Source organism: Infirmifilum sp., assembly GCF_049970975.1.
In the GTDB taxonomy this organism is placed as follows: Archaea; Thermoproteota; Thermoprotei; order Thermofilales; family Thermofilaceae; genus Thermofilum; species Thermofilum uzonense.
Genome location: NZ_JBMFLX010000002.1, coordinates 16,034 through 37,181, shown reverse-complemented (window position 1 = coordinate 37,181; position 21,148 = coordinate 16,034). Strand labels below are relative to the sequence as shown.

25 protein-coding genes are annotated in these 21,148 nt (G+C 47.0%); 7 read left to right on the top strand and 18 right to left on the bottom strand.

The annotated features are described in order from the left end of the window. Window positions 1-18 precede the first annotated feature (18 nt). Window positions 19-594: an RNA 2',3'-cyclic phosphodiesterase gene (gene thpR, locus ACP5KC_RS00895; RefSeq protein ID WP_052884761.1), complete on the bottom strand. Its 576-nt coding sequence runs from the start codon at window positions 592-594 to the stop codon at window positions 19-21. Next, window positions 584-1,000, bottom strand: a complete 417-nt coding sequence (locus tag ACP5KC_RS00890) for a winged helix DNA-binding protein (protein WP_052884760.1) — start codon at window positions 998-1,000, stop codon at window positions 584-586. Before ACP5KC_RS00890 ends, thpR begins: the two co-directional genes overlap by 11 nt. A gap of 118 nt (window positions 1,001-1,118) precedes the next feature. On the opposite strand from ACP5KC_RS00890, the gene ACP5KC_RS00885 reads away from it, so the two are divergent. Then, window positions 1,119-1,901: an ATP/GTP-binding protein gene (locus ACP5KC_RS00885; protein WP_273434146.1), complete on the top strand. Its 783-nt coding sequence runs from the start codon at window positions 1,119-1,121 to the stop codon at window positions 1,899-1,901. Between the two features lie 69 nt (window positions 1,902-1,970). On the opposite strand, the gene ACP5KC_RS00880 is transcribed toward ACP5KC_RS00885, so the two are convergent. The 4 genes from ACP5KC_RS00880 to ACP5KC_RS00865 all read right to left on the bottom strand — a co-directional run bounded on the left by ACP5KC_RS00880 (window position 1,971) and on the right by ACP5KC_RS00865 (window position 4,917). Beyond that, window positions 1,971-2,666, bottom strand: a complete 696-nt coding sequence (locus ACP5KC_RS00880) for an orotidine 5'-phosphate decarboxylase / HUMPS family protein (protein ID WP_273434148.1) — start codon at window positions 2,664-2,666, stop codon at window positions 1,971-1,973. Between the two features lie 35 nt (window positions 2,667-2,701). Then, entirely contained in the window at window positions 2,702-3,658 is a 957-nt protein-coding gene (locus ACP5KC_RS00875) for a coiled-coil protein (RefSeq protein ID WP_052884757.1), read from the bottom strand. Between the two features lie 112 nt (window positions 3,659-3,770). Continuing rightward, window positions 3,771-4,649 carry a TFIIB-type zinc ribbon-containing protein gene (locus tag ACP5KC_RS00870; protein WP_424740609.1) on the bottom strand — a complete coding sequence of 293 codons (879 nt, stop codon included), beginning with the start codon at window positions 4,647-4,649 and terminating at the stop codon, window positions 3,771-3,773. Continuing rightward, the gene (locus ACP5KC_RS00865; protein ID WP_191118563.1) at window positions 4,636-4,917 is read right to left on the bottom strand and encodes an H/ACA ribonucleoprotein complex subunit GAR1; all 282 of its coding nucleotides are present in this window, start codon (window positions 4,915-4,917) and stop codon (window positions 4,636-4,638) included. The genes ACP5KC_RS00870 and ACP5KC_RS00865 overlap by 14 nt, the downstream gene beginning before the upstream one ends. A gap of 244 nt (window positions 4,918-5,161) precedes the next feature. On the opposite strand from ACP5KC_RS00865, the gene ACP5KC_RS00860 reads away from it, so the two are divergent. The 3 genes from ACP5KC_RS00860 (at window position 5,162) to ACP5KC_RS00850 (ending at window position 8,169) form a co-directional block, all read left to right on the top strand. Beyond that, window positions 5,162-6,394 (top strand): C/D box methylation guide ribonucleoprotein complex aNOP56 subunit, encoded by a 1,233-nt coding sequence (locus tag ACP5KC_RS00860; protein ID WP_273434151.1) that lies wholly within the window; start codon window positions 5,162-5,164, stop codon window positions 6,392-6,394. Then, window positions 6,391-7,092 carry a fibrillarin-like rRNA/tRNA 2'-O-methyltransferase gene (locus tag ACP5KC_RS00855; protein WP_052884753.1) on the top strand — a complete coding sequence of 234 codons (702 nt, stop codon included), beginning with the start codon at window positions 6,391-6,393 and terminating at the stop codon, window positions 7,090-7,092. Before ACP5KC_RS00860 ends, ACP5KC_RS00855 begins: the two co-directional genes overlap by 4 nt. Window positions 7,093-7,173: 81 nt before the next feature. Further along, entirely contained in the window at window positions 7,174-8,169 is a 996-nt protein-coding gene (locus tag ACP5KC_RS00850) for an NOG1 family protein (protein WP_191118562.1), read from the top strand. Here the strand turns inward: ACP5KC_RS00850 and ACP5KC_RS00845 are convergent. The 7 genes from ACP5KC_RS00845 to ACP5KC_RS00815 form a co-directional block, all read right to left on the bottom strand. Beyond that, the gene (locus tag ACP5KC_RS00845) at window positions 8,156-8,590 is read right to left on the bottom strand and encodes a translation initiation factor IF-2 subunit beta (protein WP_191118561.1); all 435 of its coding nucleotides are present in this window, start codon (window positions 8,588-8,590) and stop codon (window positions 8,156-8,158) included. The genes ACP5KC_RS00850 and ACP5KC_RS00845 overlap by 14 nt on opposite strands. An 83-nt stretch (window positions 8,591-8,673) precedes the next feature. Then, entirely contained in the window at window positions 8,674-9,249 is a 576-nt protein-coding gene (locus ACP5KC_RS00840) for a hypothetical protein (RefSeq protein WP_424738187.1), read from the bottom strand. After that, window positions 9,236-9,853 carry a phosphoribosyltransferase family protein gene (locus ACP5KC_RS00835; RefSeq protein WP_273434156.1) on the bottom strand — a complete coding sequence of 206 codons (618 nt, stop codon included), beginning with the start codon at window positions 9,851-9,853 and terminating at the stop codon, window positions 9,236-9,238. The genes ACP5KC_RS00840 and ACP5KC_RS00835 overlap by 14 nt, the downstream gene beginning before the upstream one ends. Before the next feature lie 48 nt (window positions 9,854-9,901). Further along, window positions 9,902-10,885: a ribose 1,5-bisphosphate isomerase gene (locus tag ACP5KC_RS00830; RefSeq protein ID WP_052884748.1), complete on the bottom strand. Its 984-nt coding sequence runs from the start codon at window positions 10,883-10,885 to the stop codon at window positions 9,902-9,904. Beyond that, window positions 10,885-11,850 carry a translation initiation factor eIF-2B gene (locus tag ACP5KC_RS00825; protein ID WP_052884747.1) on the bottom strand — a complete coding sequence of 322 codons (966 nt, stop codon included), beginning with the start codon at window positions 11,848-11,850 and terminating at the stop codon, window positions 10,885-10,887. Before ACP5KC_RS00825 ends, ACP5KC_RS00830 begins: the two co-directional genes overlap by 1 nt. Then, a complete protein-coding gene (gene prs / locus ACP5KC_RS00820) occupies window positions 11,843-12,739 on the bottom strand; it encodes a ribose-phosphate diphosphokinase (protein ID WP_273434162.1) in 897 nt (298 codons plus the stop codon). The genes ACP5KC_RS00825 and prs overlap by 8 nt, the downstream gene beginning before the upstream one ends. A 60-nt stretch (window positions 12,740-12,799) precedes the next feature. After that, entirely contained in the window at window positions 12,800-13,111 is a 312-nt protein-coding gene (locus ACP5KC_RS00815) for an Rpp14/Pop5 family protein (RefSeq protein WP_052884745.1), read from the bottom strand. Window positions 13,112-13,321: 210 nt separating this feature from the next. Between ACP5KC_RS00815 and ACP5KC_RS00810 the strand changes: the two genes are divergently transcribed. Then, complete coding sequence (locus ACP5KC_RS00810) at window positions 13,322-13,948, top strand: hypothetical protein (RefSeq protein ID WP_273434165.1); 627 nt, start codon at window positions 13,322-13,324, stop codon at window positions 13,946-13,948. A 77-nt stretch (window positions 13,949-14,025) separates the two neighbouring features. Here ACP5KC_RS00810 and ACP5KC_RS00805 read toward each other — a convergent pair whose 3' ends face one another. Genes ACP5KC_RS00805 through ACP5KC_RS00785 form a run of 5 tightly spaced genes read right to left on the bottom strand, consistent with a single transcriptional unit; the run spans window position 14,026 to window position 17,967 of the window. Beyond that, window positions 14,026-14,775, bottom strand: coding sequence for a hypothetical protein (locus ACP5KC_RS00805; RefSeq protein ID WP_428286730.1), 750 nt, complete (start codon window positions 14,773-14,775; stop codon window positions 14,026-14,028). Further along, a complete protein-coding gene (locus tag ACP5KC_RS00800) occupies window positions 14,772-15,230 on the bottom strand; it encodes an RNA-binding domain-containing protein (RefSeq protein ID WP_052884742.1) in 459 nt (152 codons plus the stop codon). Before ACP5KC_RS00800 ends, ACP5KC_RS00805 begins: the two co-directional genes overlap by 4 nt. Beyond that, window positions 15,227-15,787 (bottom strand): 50S ribosomal protein L15e, encoded by a 561-nt coding sequence (locus ACP5KC_RS00795; RefSeq protein ID WP_424738227.1) that lies wholly within the window; start codon window positions 15,785-15,787, stop codon window positions 15,227-15,229. Before ACP5KC_RS00795 ends, ACP5KC_RS00800 begins: the two co-directional genes overlap by 4 nt. A gap of 49 nt (window positions 15,788-15,836) precedes the next feature. Continuing rightward, on the bottom strand, window positions 15,837-17,087 hold the full coding sequence (locus tag ACP5KC_RS00790) for a hypothetical protein (protein WP_191118560.1): 1,251 nt from the start codon (window positions 17,085-17,087) through the stop codon (window positions 15,837-15,839). Beyond that, entirely contained in the window at window positions 17,035-17,967 is a 933-nt protein-coding gene (locus ACP5KC_RS00785; protein ID WP_052884740.1) for a helix-turn-helix domain-containing protein, read from the bottom strand. Before ACP5KC_RS00785 ends, ACP5KC_RS00790 begins: the two co-directional genes overlap by 53 nt. 130 nt (window positions 17,968-18,097) lie before the next feature. Here ACP5KC_RS00785 and psmB point away from each other — a divergent pair, with 130 nt between their 5' ends. Beyond that, window positions 18,098-18,709, top strand: a complete 612-nt coding sequence (gene psmB, locus ACP5KC_RS00780; protein ID WP_273434171.1) for an archaeal proteasome endopeptidase complex subunit beta — start codon at window positions 18,098-18,100, stop codon at window positions 18,707-18,709. A gap of 67 nt (window positions 18,710-18,776) precedes the next feature. Continuing rightward, complete coding sequence (locus ACP5KC_RS00775) at window positions 18,777-21,146, top strand: DNA polymerase II (protein ID WP_273434173.1); 2,370 nt, start codon at window positions 18,777-18,779, stop codon at window positions 21,144-21,146. The last annotated feature ends 2 nt before the right edge of the window (window positions 21,147-21,148 follow it).

Below are 21,148 nucleotides of genomic sequence, written 5' to 3'. Positions count from 1 at the left end.
CATTTATTTGCATTTAATTCATGTTTGAGACAGTGGGTAGACTGCAAGGTCTGTGTAAATGGGACCCCTAGGAGTTAAAGTACTCTTTATTAGATGGAATTGGTGAACCTCCTGTTCACCGAAATGCGTTGACCCGTTACTCTCTAGTATTTTTCTGACCTCGCTGTTTATTGGTGCCTTCACACGAGCTATCGTCAAGTGTGGGGTGAATTCCTCTGACTCGAACCTTATGCGGGATAAGGCTACGGCTTGCTGTACAGCCCTCGCGAGGGCGGATAGCTCGTCAGCTCCTTTCTTGACACCGACCCATATGACCCTAGGGTTGCGTATGTTCGGGAAGGCACCTAAACCCTCAAACTCGATCGTGAAGGGGGAGGCCTTAACCTCTTGAAGATTTCGTTGTATGAGGAGAACTTTCTCGTGGGGGATTTCACCTATAAATTGTAGAGTAATATGCATGTTCTCCAGCTCAACCATTTTCGCTTTTATACCAGCTCTCTCTAGGTCTTCCTGTACTCTCTTTATCTCTTCTAGCACTTGACTGTTGGTTATCTTAACGGCTACAAAGACCCTTAGGACTCTCTCATTGGTCACTTTCCAACCACCTTTTTAGTAGAGGACAAGAGAGGAAGTCTACCTCGCCACTGGCACATCTTGCGAGGTTTGGGCAATAGAAACAGGGTATCTCGTCGAGAAAGGCTGGTAACTCTATCTCCTTCCTGGCCCTATGTGCGGCTCTCACAATGTAAGTTTTCCTGCCGCGTTGGATTACCTGTTCTCTTTCGATCAATCCTTGTTCCTCCAGCCGTTTGATGATTTTAAGGCCTTTCCTGCTGTCAAGGCCAAGCTTCTTCCACAACTCTTTTTGAAGGATCCCAGAGTCTCCCTCATTCACAATAGTCTCTAGAACTTTCTTGAGAAGAAGGTCGAACTGCACTGACGACTCTTCTAGCTTCTCGATGTTCTCCTCGGCTAGGGAGATCTTTGACCGCGAGGACATTAGAGCGATCGCCTAAATGATCTTTATGAAAAACATGAATTTATTGCTTGTTATATCCCCCTAAGCTTTGTAGAGCAATGTTTAATGCATATCTTCTAGTCTATCTCATTTGAGGATCATGAAGCTGCTCGTATACATAATTGGCCCGGCAGGCTCCGGAAAGTCGACCTTCACGGCAAGTTTTCGAGACTGGCTTCAGAGCCACAATGTACCTACAGCCACCGTCAACCTAGATCCAGCTGTTGAGAACCTCGATTATGTACCAGACGTCGATGTACGTGAATACGTGTTTGTACGGGATGTTCTGGAAGAATATGGGCTTGGCCCTAACGGCGCCATAATAGCGGCTACCGATTTATCACTGGAGCATTTACCTAAAATTAGTAAAAGCATTGACGAGGAGGCTGAGGGGTATGTGCTTATAGATACACCGGGACAAATGGAGGTGTTCACTTTTAGGCAGAGCGGAGGCATAATGGTCAACACATTGTGCTCGAAGGATAGGGCCTGCGCTGTCGCCTTCCTGCTTGACGCGTCACTATCAATTGACCCTTATAACCTCGTATCACAAATATTCCTAGCGGCATCAGCTTTCTACAGGTTTAAACTCCCACTCATAGTGCTATTGAACAAGATGGACTTGCTGTCCGACAGCGAGAAGGAGAAGATCTTGAACTGGCTGGCACATCCAGAGACATTGGAGTTTGAGATATCTAAGGTTCCCAGAGACTATGACGCTCATTTCACGGGAAGTGTTGTTAGGGTTTTAACAGAGTTCCTGTCCATAATACCCGTGGTTATGGTGTCGGCAAAGAAGAGCGAGAACTTTGAAGAAGTCTACTTCTACCTTCAACAGATCTATATGGGTGGAGAAGATTTCGAAACACCTCAAAGTGAGTGATTGAGATTGAATATGAAAGCCCAGACAAATACATGATTAAAAATTAAAAAGTTTCATTAGAATTCAAGGCTATAAGAACTCCAGAATTTTGTCGATGGTTGGGTTAGAAGTTATGTATCTACCTACAACATAAATGTCGGCCTTGAACGTTTGCTCGATCTCGCGTTTTAGTTGAGGCGTGATTCCCCCGGCAACCGCTATTGAAAGCTCGGGTAGTGCTTTTTTAAGAGCCCCAGCCACGTCGGCGACCTCTCCGAAGAACTCTTCCACGCTTATCCCTCTTTCTTCATCTATCCCTCTGTGAAATTCGAAAACCAGGTTCTCGGTGGGAAAATTAATCTCGTGTACAATTTCTAGTATTCTCTTAGACCTTGCTCTCAGATCAGAGACTCCAAGGAAGTCAATTACGACCCCCCTACCGTAGTCCTTCCCCGTGATCAACACGGACCTGATTGTCGAGAATGGTGCCGCTGCTAAAACAGAAACGCTGTCCGCGGAAAAAGAGTATGCTAGTTCCGCCTCAAGTCGACCGACATCGGCCGTCTTTAAGTCTGCCATAAGCTTTGTTTTCGGAGATGCTAGCTTCATCCTCGACAAAATACTCATACCGTACATCTTTATCAGTGGGGTTCCAGCCTCAAGGATGATCCTCTTACAATCTAAAAGACCCTGGTTGCATGCTGTATCTACTAATCCAGCTATCCCTAGAGCCTGTTTTTCATCAGTGACGTCAACCGCTATCTGTAACTTGGTTGTTGAGCTCACAAAATAGGAATTATCTGTGGAAATTAACGTTTTTGTTAGGGATTACTTTTTTGAAGCTCTTTTCCAAGCATGTTAAACTCGACAAGCAGCTTGAATTCGTCCAACGTTAGAGACTCTCCCCTCTGGTATTTTTCGTAGGCCTCTAGAGCCTTGCCGTAAAGCAACTTTTTCCTCTCTTCCAGATGCTGTGACAACTCCTTTGCCTTTAAGAGGACTGATACTCTCTCAAGCTCTTCACGTAAAGTTTTCTCCTCTTGTAGTAATGAGATAAGCTCTTGATGATATGCATTGGCCTTTTCGCGAATGGAATCCCTTTGTTGTCTAAGCTCCTGGATTTTCTTGAAGAGCTCGCTCCTCTGTGTTTTCAGCTTCTGAACCTCCTCTTTAGCTTTAAGGTATTCATCTACAACCTGTTTTAATTCCTGGGACAACTTTGAAATTTTATCTTTAAGCTGGGGGATCTTCTGCCTGGTTTCCTCGAGGCGCGATCTTAACTCATTGAGGTGTTTAACGTTAACGTAAATAGACTCGAGGCTTCTAATCTTGTTAATTAGGATCTTCTCGACCTCGGGCGGCAGAGTCATAGTCTGGTACTGCCATTCAAGCTGCTCAATTCGGCTTCTCAGCTCTTCTTCATCGTAAGTTCTAGAGCCTAGAAAGCTTCGTAGCGACTTGTACTCGGCATTTAATCTTTTCAGGTCTTCCCTGCTCTTGTTAAGCTCTTCGATAAGCTTACGCCTCTCATCACGGATGGCCACAAGCTTATCGTAAAGCTCTTTTTTCCTTGCAATTAGTTGCGTCGCTTGATCCCGCATTTGGAATAATTGTTCGCGTAGGGATTTTATCTCAGCGGATAGTTTTTTCACCTCCGAGTTTGATAGATCTCGGTTGCTACGCAGCTCAGAAATTCGCTCATTCAACTCTTGCAGTTTTTTGCGCAACTCAATGAACTGTTGTCTTAAAGTCTGAATGTCCTCGTTAACTATAGCCATATGGTCACCATATGAAATTGCGGTTTGTGGCGCTTTACGAGCATTTTTGCACAACTTAATTCCCAATATAAACTTTACATTTAAAAACTTTTACTTATTCATTGGAGCAATCTTATATCTTTAGAACAATATCCGTGGAGTTTGTAATTTCTTTAATAATCCTTCTCACCGTTAAAGGCGAGACCTCCGCAATATTAGCTATTACATCCTGGTTAAGCCTGATCCCGGTTACACGCAAGAAAAAGTAGACAGTTGCGGCTGCCAAACCGTTAGGCTTAGTTCCCTGAAGATACTTTGAAAACTCTTCCGAGGCCTTGAGCAGTAGGTTTTGAGGGATTCTGTGAAAAAACGTTAGAACCTTACCTTTCTCCGGCGAGCTCTTTAACTCTTGTTCTATTCGACTAGTTATCTCTGGCAAATAGTGCCCAGGCTTCCTAGGAGTTGAGGGCTTCGGCGAATCAATATAGCCTTCTCTTACGAGAAACCTATAAAACCTGTAAATCCTCGTAATGTCCGACTCGGATATTTTCTCAAGCGTTTCTCTAGTGACCTTAACGTTTGGGTATTTTTTCGAGACAACATATAGGAGCGTTGCTATCACAAGCTTATGGCTTCTACCCTTCAAAACCCTTCCCTCTTGTAGTTTTTGAAAAAGCTTCCGGACCTCTTCTATCACATACTCCGGCACATTATACGTGCGCTGAACGCTCGAGAGATACATATCATACCTAACAACTCTAGCCTCATCCTGCTTCAGTAACCTCCGTCCTAGGGGATATTTTTTAATGAGTGATTTAGGCGTAGTGTCAGGGTTCCGCGACATTTTCTCGCTGTGAACTTTCATCCTGTACTCGTCCTTCGACCTTGGGATAAATGGCTCCCAGACTGGACCGTAAATATATCCACAATCAGGGCATATATATTCCCCAGAATCAGGGTTAAAGACAGGCGGCTTGGTTGATCCACAAGAGGGACACTTAACGTCGACCACCGCCTCCCCCCTTCCTAACCTTCCTTGCGCCTCGGGGCGTCCCCTTCCAATAAAGAATCTTCCCTATAAATGCCTCAGGCTTCCATCGACTCTCATCAACCTTGACCAAGACATAGGGAGAATTCACCGGACCTATAATATCGTATATATATCCTATCTGCGCCATTTTCTCGTCAAAGACACGCTCCCCTATCTCCGGAACCTCCTGCGCCTCAACCAGGAGATTCTTAGCACGAGTATAAAGTCTAACTTTCCCTAGAGGCCTCATGAAAACTTCTCCTAAGTAAAGAGCATTCACTACTTTAAGATTTTCGCCGAAGGACTACAGGCTCTCCAAATATACAGGAATACCCGCCCAATCACTTTTACAACGTTACATGGATCAAAGCATGTCTTTGTCTCTTAATGAAATATAATTAAAGAGAAGTAAGCATTCCCTAGAGATCATTTACGTAACTTTAAACTCGGGAGAGGTTTATATTTGAGACCAAAACAAATCTAAAGTGGTAGATATGTCTGTACTGTATCTATTTCCATCGCCCTTCGCCCTCTACTTACTCAATGAGAACGCGGAGCCAATTAAATATTATCAGATGTACCAAGCCCCCGATTTGGCCTCTATTGCAAACTACTTATACGAACTAGAACAAGGGAGGCTATCTGAAAACGCTCTCAAGTTCATCATGGAATCAACGAAAACTGGTGATACGATAATAGTCGAAGACGAAGATCTTGGACGGTTTCTCTCCTCGAATTTACGGAATATTAAGGTGGAGCACTCCCCCAACAACACTGTTTTCGCGAGAGCACGAGAAAAAATTGTTGTTCTCGTCGAGAAAACGCTAGGAATAAAGGAGGACGAGTACTACAAGATTCTACGCGATGCAGCCCTACATCTTGCTAGGCTAAAAGTAAAAGAGGTAGCCGAAAAGAGAGACCTATTCATAGCCCAGGCCATTAACGCCCTCGACGATGTAAACAAGACGATAAACCTCTTCGCGTCGAGAGTAAGAGAATGGTATAGCTTACACTTCCCCGAGTTAGATTCATTGGTTGAGGAACACGAGGACTACTTCAAAATAGTCAGTAATGCTGGCTTTAGAGAAAAAATTACCAAGGAATCACTAGTCAAGCTTGGTATTAAGGAAGAACTTGCAAATAAGATCGTCGACGCGGCAAGCAAAAGCATGGGCGCGGATCTCACCGAATTCGACCTTGAGGCCATCAGGCTGATCTCAGATACTGGTCTTCGCCTCTACATCGTAAGACGAAGCCTTGAAAAGTATATTGACGAGGCAATGTACGAGGTTGCTCCAAACGTAAGGGGACTCGTAGGCTCGCTACTGGGTGCCAGGCTCATCGCACTTGCTGGTGGGCTAGAAAAACTAGCCAAACTGCCTGCCAGCACGATACAGGTTCTAGGCGCAGAGAAGGCGCTTTTCAGGGCACTCAGATACGGCGCCAAGCCTCCAAAGCACGGCGTGATATTCCAGCACCCCTTAATTCACAAATCGCCCCGATGGCAAAGAGGAAAAATCGCAAGAGCACTAGCTGCGAAGCTGGCGATAGCAGCACGTATTGATGCATTCTCAGGCGAGTATCGAGCCGATGAGCTTCGAGAAGATTTAGAGAAGAGAGTCGATGAGATAAAGAAACTTTACGAGAAACCTCCCTTAAAGAAGGAGAGCGAGAAGCCTAGAAGGGTTAAAAAGGGTAAAAAACATTGGAAAGGTGATAGGAGATGATTAGAGCTATAAGTGTTCAGGAACATACGAGTTTCCCGGCTGTCTACGTCGTGTCTTTCGAGGACGGAAGTGAAAGATTGGCAACGGTAAACCTGGCACCAGGGATAAAGGTTTATGGGGAACAGTTAATTGTCCTAGAGGGAAAAGAGTATAGGATATGGAATCCATACAGGAGCAAGCTAGCGGGTGCCATATCAAAGGGACTGAAAATCAATCCCATTCGGCCAGGTACAAAGGTTCTCTACCTAGGAGTCGCCTCGGGAACCACCCCCAGTCATGTCTCCGATATTGTAGGCCCGAAAGGTATCCTCTATGGCGTCGAGTTCGCCCCCCGCGTCATGAGAGAATTTATCGAGAAAGTAGCCAATCACAGGATGAATGTGATCCCTCTACTAGCTGATGCAAGGTTCCCCTCAAAGTACGCGCACATAGTTGAGTCAGTAGACGTCATCTACGCGGACATAGCGCAGCCATTCCAGAGTAAGTACGTGGCAGACAATGCTGACATGTTTTTGAAAAAGGGCGGATGGATAATGATGGCGATCAAGGCCATGAGCATCGACGTAACTAAAGCTCCATCCGAGACATACAAGAAAGAAATGGAGCATCTTGAACAGCGCGGGTATAAAGTGCAGGAGTCGCTACACCTAGAACCTTACGACGAGGCCCATGCATTCATAGTGGCTCAGAAAGAATAGCCTACAGAAAGCGTCATTTTCCACCACCATAATAACTCTGCTCATGTGATCATTTTGAATATTGAACTACAAAAGAAAAAAATGGTACTAGCTTACCGTGAGCCTAAAGACCTCTTCGAAAGAGCCGTTGAGGCTTGCAAGAGACGACCACCTCCGCCCCGGGTGGAAAAACTCGAGAGAATGAGACTCGACGCTCAACGATGCATAGAAAGATCTTTTAAAGTTGTAGACACACGTCTCAGGGCAATAGTAGAGACCAGTCCCTATCTCGACGACCTTCACCCACTCTTCCGTGATCTTCTACTTCTGAGTGTGGATCCCAATGAGTATAAGAAATGTGCAGCAAAGCTTGCCTCTGCCAGAAAAATCATTAGGAAAATCTACTCTGAGTCAAAAAGGAGGATAAAATCCTCCGCAAGTCAAGCCGAGGCAGTCAAGGCGAGACGGGCGTTCTTTGGACGAACACTATCTGTCTTGAAAAGCTTGGAAAACTGTTTCTCCACAGTAAGAAACGTCCAGGAAGCCTTCCTAAAGCTCCCAGAGATCGACACTGAGATCCCATCAGTAGTGATAGCGGGAGCACCCAACGTTGGAAAATCAACCCTCCTGAGGGCACTCACGAATGCCAAGCCAAAGGTCAGCCCGTACCCGTTTACCACGAAAGAATTACAAGTCGGCATTCTTGACCTCAAATGGTCCAGGGTTCAACTATTAGATACCCCTGGTTTACTGGACACGCCTCTCGAAGAGAAGAACAGGATAGAGCTCCAGGCTGTACTCGCAATCCGACACATATCCAAGCTCATACTGTTCGTAGTGGATCCTACGGAGATGTGTGGATTCCCACTAGAATATCAGAGGGCTGTTTACACAGGCATAGCAGGAAACTTTCCCCATATCAGACAAATAATAGTCCTAAACAAGATAGATGCTGCTAACGATGAACATCTTACTAGATTTAGGCAAGTCTTCCAAAACCTGGAGTTTATCGGTATATCCGCCGAGAAAAAGCAGAACCTAGAGAAACTAATCGAGGCTATCGAGGAAGCAATTGAGGAAAAGACTAGAAAGGTTTAACCGGAGAAATTGCTCCGCAAGCCATGCATTTGATCTGCATGATCTTCTTCTCCTTTACGAGGAGTGTGTCTGGGCTTTCGCATATGGGGCACTTTACATACTCGTTGAAGAACCTCTCCAAGAGCTTGTTCAGAAGCTGTGGAGAGACCTCACCCTGAATAACAGCTACCCCCTCATCGTATACGCCTGGAAGAGCTACTTCTTTAAGAAGAAATCTAAGCAAGACGTGAGGATCCCTGTTGAGAGTTTCCGCGACTTCCTTAAAGTTTATAATATAGACCCTTTTACCCGTAATGTTTACCTCGAACCTCGGCAATACAAATCTCTCTCCCGTTGATTTTGACCTGCGCCGGGGCAGTAGTTTATACGCTCTTTCAAGCAGTTCATCATACGAGGCGAAGTCACCTTCCATACTAGTCATTATCCCCACTCTCTCAAGGATAGCAACATATTAAGCTTTTCCGGCTACCACTCAGCTTACAATGTACAACGTTAAGTATGAGGTCAGGCAGGCGGTGTTATCTCAACAATCTCCTCGACATAACCCGAGTTGACAAGCTCCTTGGCAAGCCTTTTGGGAAGATAAGCTATGTCACCCTTATTGAATGGCCCCAGACTCAAGTCATGGTCGATTATGCGTGGATACGCCTTCAAGAAGAAGACAAGGGTTTTCCCCTCCTGTTTCACTTCGCTAACTATTGGAGGAGATCTAGAGCCTTCACCCCCAGGCTTCTGGGTGGAGCTCGTTTCACCCGTCTTTGGGGCATTGTCTTTCACGTCCTGACTAGGCTCCAGGGATTTCAAGGCGTCGATGATTTCAAGGAGGATTTTCTTTTCTAGTATTGGCAATGTTTCCACGTCGAGCTTAGAGGGATCTGTGACGAGCATCATAAGCTCCTTGGAAAGCCTCAGGATCAACATGACCTTTAGAGTATTTGATATGCTTCTCGCTAAAACCCTCTCACCTCTAAGCTTGTTGAGCTCATTAACTGTCCTTTCATAGAAATCTTTCTCAAGTCTTTCCAAATTCCTGTTCAATAGCTCGCTTATGAATTTAGCGAAGATGTTAGAGTAATCCATTGGTATTCCCTTGAGGTTCTCTAGACGTCCCCTCTTTTTCGGCGTTGAACATGCCGATAAGTGTTTTTATCTCCTCTAGAGTCTTTTCATCCAGCCCCAAATTTTCAGCGGTGTTAGCCGGGAGGGTTTCCATTGTTTCCCGGAGTTCATAAGGAAAAACCACCCAGTCCTCTACGATTTTAACGTAGTAATCCGGGAAGGGGTTAGCCCAGGGCTTGACATACGGGGCAGCACTCCTAACAATTCTGGGTTTAAGACTCTCGACATAGGCCAGGACAGCTTTCAAGGTTTCACCCGTGTCGACAATGTCGTCGACTATCAGTACACTCCTACCCTTAATTGTACTCTCATCTATATCTGCTGAGATTACGGGTTTGTCCCGAGTGGTTCCGACACCCTTGTAAAAGGAGACCGGAAGGTTTACGAGCTCTTTAACTTGCAGGAGATCTGAGAGAATCCGTCCGACGACTAATCCTCCCCTCACAACAACGATAAGTCTTTCAGGGATAAAGCCGCTTGAAATAATTCTCTTAGCCAACTCTAAGGTGTCACTGAATAGTTCGCTCCATGAGATCGTTGTAATTTTAGGGGATCCACCAACCATATATCTAATAGTTTAAACGGCAAATTAGCTTTATCGCCTCTTAAGGGGTTAAACCTCCCCCTCATCTAATCCTTGGATCGGCTCGTGTCCAGCCTCACGCCCGTATACTTCCTCTAGCACGAGAAGGGCAGCGTTCGGCGGTATTAGACCTATCTCCGTGATTATCCCTGTTATGTAACTTGATGGCGTGACGTCAAAAGAGGGGTTAAGTATTTTTAACTTGGGATGCTTGTCTAGAAACTCTTGAGATGCTACTTCTGTTGGAGCCCTCTCTTCTATAACTACTGGCTCGCCCCAGACCGTGTAGGGGCTGAACTTGTAGGTCTCAGTTGCCACATAGAAGTCAGTCCTCCTTTCGTGAGCTATCAAAGCTATAAGGCTCGTGCCAATCTTGTTGACAACTGCACCGTTAGCTGTCACAGTATCAGCACCCACTATGACCTTGTCAATTCTACGAATAATGCTTCTAATGCTTGAGTCCGGTATTAGAGTTATATCCGCCCCAGCATCGAGAAGCATCCTGGCAGTGATATGTCCCTGATACAAGGGACGGGTCTCCGTGGCAAACACCTTAATGTTTTTTCCCTCACGAATCGCACGCCGGATGATAGAGGCAACAGCCTCGCTGTTACAATGCGTAAGAATGTTATCTCCGTCCTGTACCAACCTGCTCCCGATCTCGGCTATTCTCTCGAGAGCATCCTCCGAATATTTTATGAATGCTGAGGCACGTTCTAAAAGCATTCTCCTCGCCTCCTGCACGCTTTTCAAATCCCGAGCCTTAAAGAAGGGATTCACCACAAAGCTTACCGCGTTCGGAAGCGAGACAGCCGTGGGACGAGTCTTTACAAGATACTCAGCAACGAACCCGATGTACCTCCTAAAGTCTTCCAAGTCGTCCCCAGAATATTTCTCCACGGCCATGCTGAGAGCCCGAGCCGCGGCTCTCGCAATCCTCCCAGCGCCCCGTATCCTCATATCCTTTATGTCACGCGCTATCTCGACAACCTCCTCAGGGAGAGCTCGCTCCATCATCTGTCAACCCGTGCCAATTCCATGAGAGTCTCTTCAAGAAGAGGAGGTTTAGGAGGCCACCCGTAAAGGTCGCGAACAGTCATTATAGCGAAGGATGGCGCTACAAGGCCCTTCTCAGTTATGATCGCGTCTATATACTCGGGTGGTGTGACGTCAAATAGAGGGGCCCTTATCTTTACCTTATCCAACCCTTTCTTTAGCAACATTTCCCGCATTTCACTGGTATCAGCTTCAGGTATCTCCACGAGTTCGCCGACAAGTGTTTCAGGGCTAAACTTCAAAGTTGACGTCACCACGAACACTCTGACTCGAGCCTCGTGGGCTGCGAGCGCAATCTGACTGGAGCCCACCTTTGTAACATTCGCTCCATTAGCGGTGACGCTCTCAGAAGAAAGAAAAACCTTGTCAACATTTTTCATTACAAACCTGACCGCCGAGTCAACGATTAGAGTAACGTCTAAGCCCAGTGAGACAAGCTCTGAAGCCATTCTGAATCCCTCGCTACCGGGCCGCGACTCGGTTACAACCACCTTTAAATCTTTCCCCTTTTTAACCGCGTTTTCAAGGGTTCTCTTCACGAAAATACTGTAAGAAGTTGTAAGCAGGGTGTCACCCGACTCGATTCTCTTCTCGGCTATCGCGGCGGAAGATTCAACAGAGTCATGAATACGCCCCTTTAACTCTTCCACCTTCCTTCTGGAAAGCTCCAATATCTCCTCAATGCTGCTTTCCTTGTTCTTCAGTATTACTTGTGCAAGTTCCCGTGTAGCGTTCACTAGCAAAGCAGACGTGGGACGCGATTTCACAACTTTAAGTGCAAAATTAGCAAAACTGCTGAGCTTTTTCTCGGACTCAAGAACGTCAACCATCTTATTCAAGGCGAAGATAACCACCTCGGAAGAACTATGAATTCGTCCCGACCTTATGCTTTCAATAACCTCCGAGTAATCGATCTTACTCATCACCCATCACCCTTTTTAAGCCGGCGGCTAAAGCCGGAGCTACACTAACGCGGGCAAATGGGTTAGGAACGCTGTTCGTGGATATAATATCTTGTACACCGGAGGCAAATATCTTTGACTCCGCACCGCTCACGAAAAGACCGTGCGTACAGGCAACAAGTATTTCGCCCGCTCCCATAGCTTTAATATTCGAGGCTGTCTCTGCAATGGTAGAGCCAGTACTAATAATGTCGTCAACTATAACTACTCTGCCTTTATACGGGAGACCTCCTCTGACCTCGACGTCCTCATCACCCCTTCTCTCTTTCCTTAGAACTATGTACGGCGCGTTAACCTTTTCTGAAAAAACCCTAGCCCACTGTTCAGCCTCTTCATCAGGACCGACGACCAGGGAAAAATCACTATATCTTTGGGAGAGATAACTTGCGAGTTCGTTCATGGCAGTCACATTGACCGCTTTGATGTGAAAGACCTGCTCCATACTCTTAAACCTGTGAAGGTGCATATCTACCGTAACAATGCCTGAAACCCCAAGCCCCTCCAGCATTTCTGCCACGATCCTCAGGCTCTCGGCTTCCCCGGGATTGAACTCCTCATCCTGCCGCGCATAAGGGAAGTACGGCAGGGCCAGTACAACTTCACGAGCCCCCTTCTTGAGAAGAGTCTTCACCGTCAGGACACTCTCAACCAAGGCTGAGTTAGGCCTTCTCCCAGCACACTCGACGAGGACAACTCTTTTCCCACTAACACCTAACGGAACCCTTACATAGAGCTCTCCGTCGGGAAACTCACGGGTAATCACTGGCTGAAACTCTACTCCCAGTATTCTCGAGACCTCGAGTCCGATGGCTGTACATGTAGAACCGCCTAACACTATCAACTCATTCATGATTTTTCAGGATAAAGGCACACTAACTTCTTATTAGGCTTTCCTACTGCGCAGGGCGGCTTAGACTTCATCCCTCCAACTGTCAGCTATACGTGAAGCCTTCCTTAGAGTCCCAGTGGTTTTCATCACATATATGCTCGAGGAACGATCCAACGTTAAGGAAGCTCTAAAGATTTTCAAGCCCTCGCGTCTAACCCTTATAACGGAAATCCCACGGTCATTACGGTAGACAACCTTCGGGAGCACTCTAGAGAGACCATCAACGCCGAAGAGTTGGAGTATAAGACTGGTTACTAGTCCCTCGATCTCTTCTGGAGACTTTGAACTATCCTTGACACGGACCACGACGTATCTGTGCTTGACGTCCCTCATACCAGGGCAACAGTAATTAAGCCGTAGATTCAGCTCCTAAAATATTTTTCACCTGGAAGAGATCTACTAAGGATACTTAGAGTAGCAGGGAATGAAACACTTACAGCGTCTGGTTTACACGATGGTTTAAATAATCGAAAAAATGGGTAAGAGATATTGTTAGAACCGTTTAGGAAAAGAAATAAATTCCTTCAAGATATAATTCAAAACATGGCTTCAAAAACAGCATCTCTCCTGCCACTGTATAAGGAATTATACCTCCGCTCACTTACAGGAAGACTCGTAGGAGAACATCTCTTCGATGGGCTCAAGAGGGTAGCCGTTCTAACGTATCCCGACAGAATATGCGCCGCCATGGCCGCATCCGCACTAACATCCTTCACATATGTTACGGGATATAGAGATGGAATAGGCGCAGTTTTTACCTACGAGAAGGAGAGAATTGAGGAGATAGCAAAGGAGATAGTCGAGGAAAAATTCGAGGCAGTATATATCTCATACGGTGGAGAGCAGAAGCTAAGCACGGTCAATGAAGCCACCATAGAGACCCTTAAAGCCCTAGCAAAGGCGAGATTCAAGGGAGTACTAGCTATTCACGTGCGGGTATGGCTGGCGACAAAACAACTATCCACTGTACTGTCACACGAAGATCTTAAAAAATACTTGGAGCAGTTGCCTGAGATCAGGGTCTTCACAGCAGACATACCAAACAAGAAATTCCTGTTCCACAGAGTGAAGCTTTCAGAGGGCAAAACGAGCTTAGCCACCTACAGGGAGTGTCTACTAACAGATGAACATGTAGACCTCCTTAAAGGCTCGATACCTCCTCCAGAATAACCCGGCAACCTAATCGAGTATCCTTTCAAAATTATTTCTCTTTTTCTCTTATTAACCTATTACAAGCAGTCGGCGTGTTAAGCTTTATCAGCTTTTACGCGTACACCCTCTACGGGTCTTATCCCAAGTATCCTTTCCCTGTTCTCATGCAATCTTTTCTCGATAAGCGTTGAGGCTGACTTGACCAGAACTGAGTAATCGGCTCCCAGTGTAAGCTCGGCGAAAGAGAACAGAGCCCTCGGATCAATACTTCCATCCCCTCCACTAGATACGAGTACTGGCAACTTCTTCGCTATAACCTTTTGCAGCGAGGTGCGGGCGTGCATAATCTTCTTGGAAAAGATTAATGGGTCCGCGTCCCACATGTATGAAAAGGGGACCTCTACCAGCTTCTCGTATTCGGCTATGTAAAGGATATCACCACGGAACAGCCTTGGAGAGACACCTGGGACTAACGTTAGAATGTCAATCCTCCTGTCACGACTCGCAAAGGCTATAGATTCACGAGTTAATCCCTCAATAGATGCTAAGTCGCATAACCTTCTAGCCCTAGCTAGGAAACTCTTAGCCTTTCCCTGACCCGAGACCTTAAGGTGACATCTCAAGTATAATTTGTGATTATCCTCTTGGAGAATATCTAGAACCCTGCGAGCGGCTCTAAGTTTCTCAAATGCCTCTCGTATATCGCTGGAATCCTCGATTATATAGACAATAGCACAGCCGGCGTAGCCGAGTCTTGACGCTCTCGTGTAGAGACCTTTAAGTTCGTACGGGTCTAGGTTTCCGACGAGGCCGCAGAAAACGTCGTAGAAACGTTTCCGTTTCATGATAAAACTCCTAGCTCCTTGAAAACTGATTCAAAGTCGCCACGCTTGCGTAGATGGGGCTTAAACTTTATAACGCATTTAATCACTTCATCCCCCTCGCTGAGTTTCAGATTCCCGTAGTACGCCTCCTGTTTATCGAAACGCAGGTAGAGACGCCCCCTGGCAAATCTTTTCTCAAAATCATCTAATATGCTTTTGATGTCCCCCTTTGGGAGATGGGAGAGTATATAGAGCGTTATCTCGTCAACTTGGGACTCTGGGAAATTTAGGCTAAGGAAGACTATAGGGTTCCCATAGTAACCATAACTGATGCTTTTCTTTACATCAACATATTCTAGGTTCCTGAGGTCAGGAGGAAGAAGGTTTTTCACGGCTTGAAGGACTCTTTCCTCTTCCTCTGTAGCGTGGATAAAACTAGAGATCTCGACGGATGTTGCTAACCTTGTCTTTTTCATTTTGAGTCTTTCTCCTCGCCTCCAGGAGACCCCTCGAGGTTTGCTTTCTGTAGGATCTTTAATAGCTTTTCACGGGTGATCCTGTAGTCCTTCTTCACGCTGAACCCGGATATCCACCTCCTCTCGGGGTCGTTCTTTACAGCAGGATGGTTAGGGTCAGCCATGACTACCTCATACCATTTGTAGACTCCGTCTTCACCAACCCAGTATGAGCCAAGGACTACTAGATTTGGGAACTTCCTAGCTGCTTTTTCTTCAGCTATCCATTGCAGGCTCTTGTGAGGACTGTAGCCCTCGACGCCCATTCTCTTCGGCCTCCTGCCACTGCTTGGACGTGGCCTGTTCAAGCCGCCCTTTCTGACACGAACCCTGGCAACGACATAGCCCTGTTTAGCCTTGTAGCCTAAGGCTCGTGCACGGTTTATCCTTGTAGGCTTCTCGATCCTAACCACGGTGGGCTCTCTTCGCCAGAATATGAATCTTTCCTTCATGAGCTTTCCGTGATCCCCCTTGAGGGGTCTCTTCCAGATTTCAGCGAGGTATTTCTGATAGCCCATGAGATTCTCCCACGTCAAGATTACCCCTCCATACATAAAGTTTTCTTTTTCAGATAGAGCTCCACGCGTCCAGAATCGTTTTCAGGTCTGCGCGTGTCCTGAAGCCTTTGTCGTCAAAGTGGGTGTGAGAGGAGGGGTAACCAAGAGAATTCAGCCGGGTTATCAGATCATCAGGAGATACTTCGTGCGGGAGCTGGAATCGGGAGGCTATACTCTCGGTAGTGAAGTAGAAGCTCTCGTGGTGTAGCTCCTCGACGACTCTTTTGGCGAGTCTAGCCCCCTTCTTACACAGCCCTAGGGCGGTCACCCGGGACGTATAATGGTCTAACACTTTATTAGCGGCCTCATCGCCCCATAAGCTTCCCAGCCATAAGGGGCCTCCCAATACGGCTACGCCGCTAGGTGCCAGCTTGCCAGGCAGTCCATAAAGCTCCCGTAGAATGATCTTGTGGCGCTCCAGCGTTTCAGGGTTGTAGAGTATGAGACCCGTGTTTTCCTCGAGAAAACTACTTTTGGAGCTCTTTTCAATTATGACGCAGACTCTAATATGATGATCAAGATAATATGTATAGAAGGGCCTTATACGCCTTCCTAGCTTAGCCGCTTCACGGGCGATAAAATAAAGAAGGATTCTAGCCGCCAGTTCACGTGAAAACTCCGACTTGAAGCTTAGAGAGAAGTATTTCCTGACACAGGCTGCAGGGTATTTTCCCAAAAGAGGTGGAAGGTCCGTTGCCGTGACGCAGAGCAGTCCTTTGTGCCTCAAAGCCCTTATCGCTGGATGGACATAAGGGGCCGGAGTCCCGAAGGGGTCGACGTCCACAATATCCGCCCTGAGAGAGGCTAGCAAGATGTGCGCCTCCTTATTCTCAACCGATGCTACATCCCGCAACCCGTTCAAATCGACATTCTGTCTTGCAAGGTCTACCGCCCTGGGATTCACGTCGTTCAAAATAACCCTTGAGATGCCCTCGACCTCGAGCGCATACCGTATCCCCCTCACGCCTGTCGCACTCATCACGTCGATAACCGTCAGGTTGCTTCTCCCGGTTAGCTGTGCGTAAGCCGCGACAACCGACGTTGAAATATCTCTTGAGCAACGCATCCTAGGATTGTAGAAAACCGGGGCCCAGGCAGGGTCAACAAATCCAGAGGCATCGGCATACTCGCTTAGATCGCAATGTCGTAGTACGGCTTTCCCCTCGCAAGTCTCCCGTATCCTGCAAAAGTCGGTCATGAAGTCAGCCTTACTGGAAGTGAACTTGCTGGCCTTCTCTCTTGAAGATGTTAAGGATGGCATCTCTGACTTTGCGTGGGTCCTTGCTCTTAACTACAACGAGGTTCTCCTCATCCCCTACCTCGTCAAGCGTGTTAGCTATGACGACAAGGGGGGTGTGAGTGTGCTCGGAGACCTTGCTAGCTATCATGATGTCTTTACTCGAGGACTCCTCTTTTATAGCTATCTTGACGTTTATCTTCTCGCGTGCGAACTTCACACCCGCGTCGAAGGGCACCTTGGAGAATACATAGTTCTTGAAGCCATAGGATCTAAGCTCTATGAAGACGGAGCGAAGTATAGCATCCCTGGGTTCAGAGTCTGGGGCCTTTATTTTCTCGTTGAAGATTTCCTTCAACGACTCTGTCGAGACCTCCTCGAAAATAACATCCCCGAAAAGCTTTTCTAGCTTCCAAGCGACGTCCAGGCTAACGTCACTCTCTCCCTCCTCGTAGTTAACTATAGCCTTGTTAGAGACACCTATCCTCCAGGCCAGCTCTCCCCTGCTCAACCCCATTTTTTCCCGAAGCTCCTTGAGCTTTTTACCCCTCACTTTGACGTATACGCCGCCGTGAGAGAAGTAGATGAGAGGTGCCCTGCCTCCAGTAAATAGATGCTTGAAAGTCTCGTGGCTCACCACCGGGATGTTGTGGCGAGAATATACAATGCTCTCCTCCAGCTTTTCCCCTGAAATCTTATTGGAGAGTATAATGGGAAGCGCGTCCAGGAAATCAGCTATAGTTTTAAGGGTGTTCGCTGTCCCCGGCGTTATCTTAGATGCGTCGTCAGACTCCTTTGCGAGAACCACATTCTTCTCAGCTACTAGTATATAGTCTATGCAATATTCACTTTCAGGGAGTTTCACATAGAGCGGTGAAGCATGCCTGGGCTTCTCCTCAGTCATATCTGGAGCCACGATACCCCGCTCTCTTAATTAGAAGACCTAATGGAAACTTATAAACTTATGTACGGGAGGTTCTCAATAGACACAAGGCTTATAGCCTAGCATATTTTGTTTTTAAGCGGTGTAACTGATGGGAGAGGCAGAGTTCCTCCCTGGTACTACAGTGGGTATTAGGGTTGCTGATGGTGTTGTGCTTGCAGCTGAGAAGAGGGTCTCCTATGGTCTATACCTGATGAGCAAGTCGGGTAAGAAGGTCTACAGGATACTTGACCGAATGGGCATAGCTAGTGCGGGACTTATGGCGGATATGCAGACACTGGCGAGAATCGTTGAGGCTGAAATGCGTTTGTACGCGTTGGACGCTGGGATTTCGCCTAGTGTATGGACAACGGCTAAACTGCTCTCTTATGTTCTCTATGAAAGGAGACTTTTCCCCTACTTCGCGGAGATAGTTGTCGGAGGGATAGACGAGGGTGGCTCTCATCTATACTCGCTCGACCCTATAGGAGCTATTATTGAAGATGACTATGTTGCGCTGGGAACGGGAACCCAGCTGGCGATAAGTATCATCGAGGACGCATATAACTCCTCTTTAAGCATTGAGGAGGCGGAAAAGCTGGCCGTGAAGGCAGTAGAAGCCGCCATGAAACGAGACGCGGCTAGCGGGGATGGTATAGACGTTCTAACCATATCAAAGGAGGGTGCTCGAGAGAAAAATCTTACCTGGCCTCTCCCCCGCTGAGACAAGATATGCATCCCGCACATTATCTTTTTTAAACAGCTCCCGATAGATAGTCTTGAAGATGGTCGTGTCTGAGGAAGTCTTTTGGCTTCTCGACGTTAGCTATGATGTGGTTAACGGGGTACCGGAGGTTAGATTGTGGGGTATTAGCGAGGCTGGCGAGAGGATAGTTGTCATCGACAAGAGTTTCCGCCCGTATTTCTACGTGCTGCCGGCCGGCGAGAAAATAACCGATGAGCTGCTGAGGTCTCTCCAAACGAGTCTTTCCAAGATAAAAGTGTTATCTTTAGAGAGAGTAGAAAAGAAGTACTTCGGTAAACCGGTCGAGGTCGTCAAGATAACCTTGTCGGATCCTCGAAGTGTTCCAGAAGCGCGTGAAGCCGCTGCGAAAGCCAAGGGTGTAAAGGAGGTTCTAGAGGCTGACATCAGGTTCTACATGAGGTACATGGTTGACAATGATGTCAGGCCCAGCGCCTGGCACAGTGTAAAGGTGAAGGAGGCTGAGAAACCACGTGTATGGCGGGTAGACCGTGTATTCGAGGCTGTGACGCCTCCGGAGCCCGTAGAGGAACAGAGACTTCCTGGTCTAAAGGTGTATGCCTTCGACATAGAATGCTATAACAAGTTTGGAGAACCGGATCCCGAGAGAGACAACATTGTCTTGATAAGTAGGGCGACGAGGAATGGCATAGAGACATTCGAAGCAGAGGACAAGAATGATTCTAGGCTGATTAGAGAGTTCGTAGATGATCTCTTAGAGGAGGATCCGGACGTAATCGTCGGGTATAATAGCAATAGGTTTGACTGGCCGTATATTCTGACGCGCGCCCGTAAAAACGGGGTAAAGCTGGATATAGCTAGAAGTACTGGCGAGCCTGCCCAAAGCGTTTACGGACACTACAGCATAGTTGGGCGTGCTAACATGGACCTCTACGACTACGCCAGCGAAATCCCTGAGGTCAAGATGAAGACCTTGGAGAATATTGTCGATTATCTCGGGCTGGTAAAGAAAGAGGAGAGGACGCTAATAGACCCGATGCTAGTCTATCAGTATTGGGATAACCCGTCCCAGCGTGACGTTCTAAGGCGCTATAATAGGGATGATGCGTTAAGCACATACAGGCTTGCCGAGGCTGTTTTACCTTTTGCCATCCAACTTTCAAGCCTTGTAGGGCTACCATTGGACCAGGTCTTTGCGGCTTCAGTCGGTAACCGCGTGGAGTGGCACCTTATCCGCAAAGCATATTCTTTTAATGAACTGGTGCCGAACAGTAAGGAGAGGCCCCTTGAAACCTACGCTGGCGCTATTGTCCTTAAGCCTGAGCCCGGCATACACGAGAACATAGCTGTTTTGGACTTCTCATCTATGTACCCTAATATAATGATCAAGTACAACGTGTCGCCTGATACCTATGTTCCTCCAGACCTCGAGGTTGATCCAGAAGAAGTTAATATAGCACCGGGAGTCGGTCACAGGTTCAGGAAGAGTCCAAAGGGGTTTTACTCAAAGGTACTGGAAGATCTACTAGAGGCAAGGCGAAAGATCAGGGAACAGATGAAGAAGCTCGACCCTGACAGCGATACCTTCAGACTGCTTGACGAGAGACAAAAGGCCATAAAGGTTGTCACTAACGCTACCTATGGGTATAGCGGTTGGAGCGTTGCAAGGTGGTATATGAGGGAGGTTGCAGAGTCCACGACGGCCTGGGGTAGAGAGCTTATAAAGACCACCCTGTCACGCGCTAAGGGTCTCGGCCTCCACGTGATCTACGGTGACACGGACTCTCTTTTCCTGGAAAATGATCCCAAGAAGGTTCAGGAACTCGTTGACTATGTGGAGAAAAACCTCGGCTTTGAGATAAAGGTAGATAAGGTCTATGTCAAAGTATTCTTCACAGAGGCGAAGAAGAGGTATTGTGGGCTTTTACAGGATGGTAGGATAGATGTTGTCGGGCTTGAAGCGGTTAGGGGTGACTGGGCAGAGATATCCAAGGAGATTCAAGAAAAGGTCATAGAGATCGTCCTGAAGGAAGGAGATCCCTGGAAGGCTGTGGACTATGTGAGAAAGGTCATTGCAGACTTGGAGGCAAACAAGATTCCCGCACAGAAGCTAATCATATGGAAGACGCTTTCTAAAAGCCTTGACGAATACGAGGTAGACGCGCCACACGTAAGGGCTGCCAAGATTATGGCCAGTCAGGGTTGGCGGGTGGGCAAGGGGTCTAAGATAGGCTATATCGTGGTTAAGGGCGGGGAGAAAGTCTCTGAGAAGGCTCTTCCCTTCTTCATGCTGAAATCGCTCAGCGATGTTGACACAGAATACTATACTAAACGCCAGATTATACCTGCAGCTTTACGCATCCTGGAATATTTCGGCATAAAGGAGGAACACTTCTATAAGGGTAAGAAACAGTCCTCTCTATTCGACTTTGCCTAGAT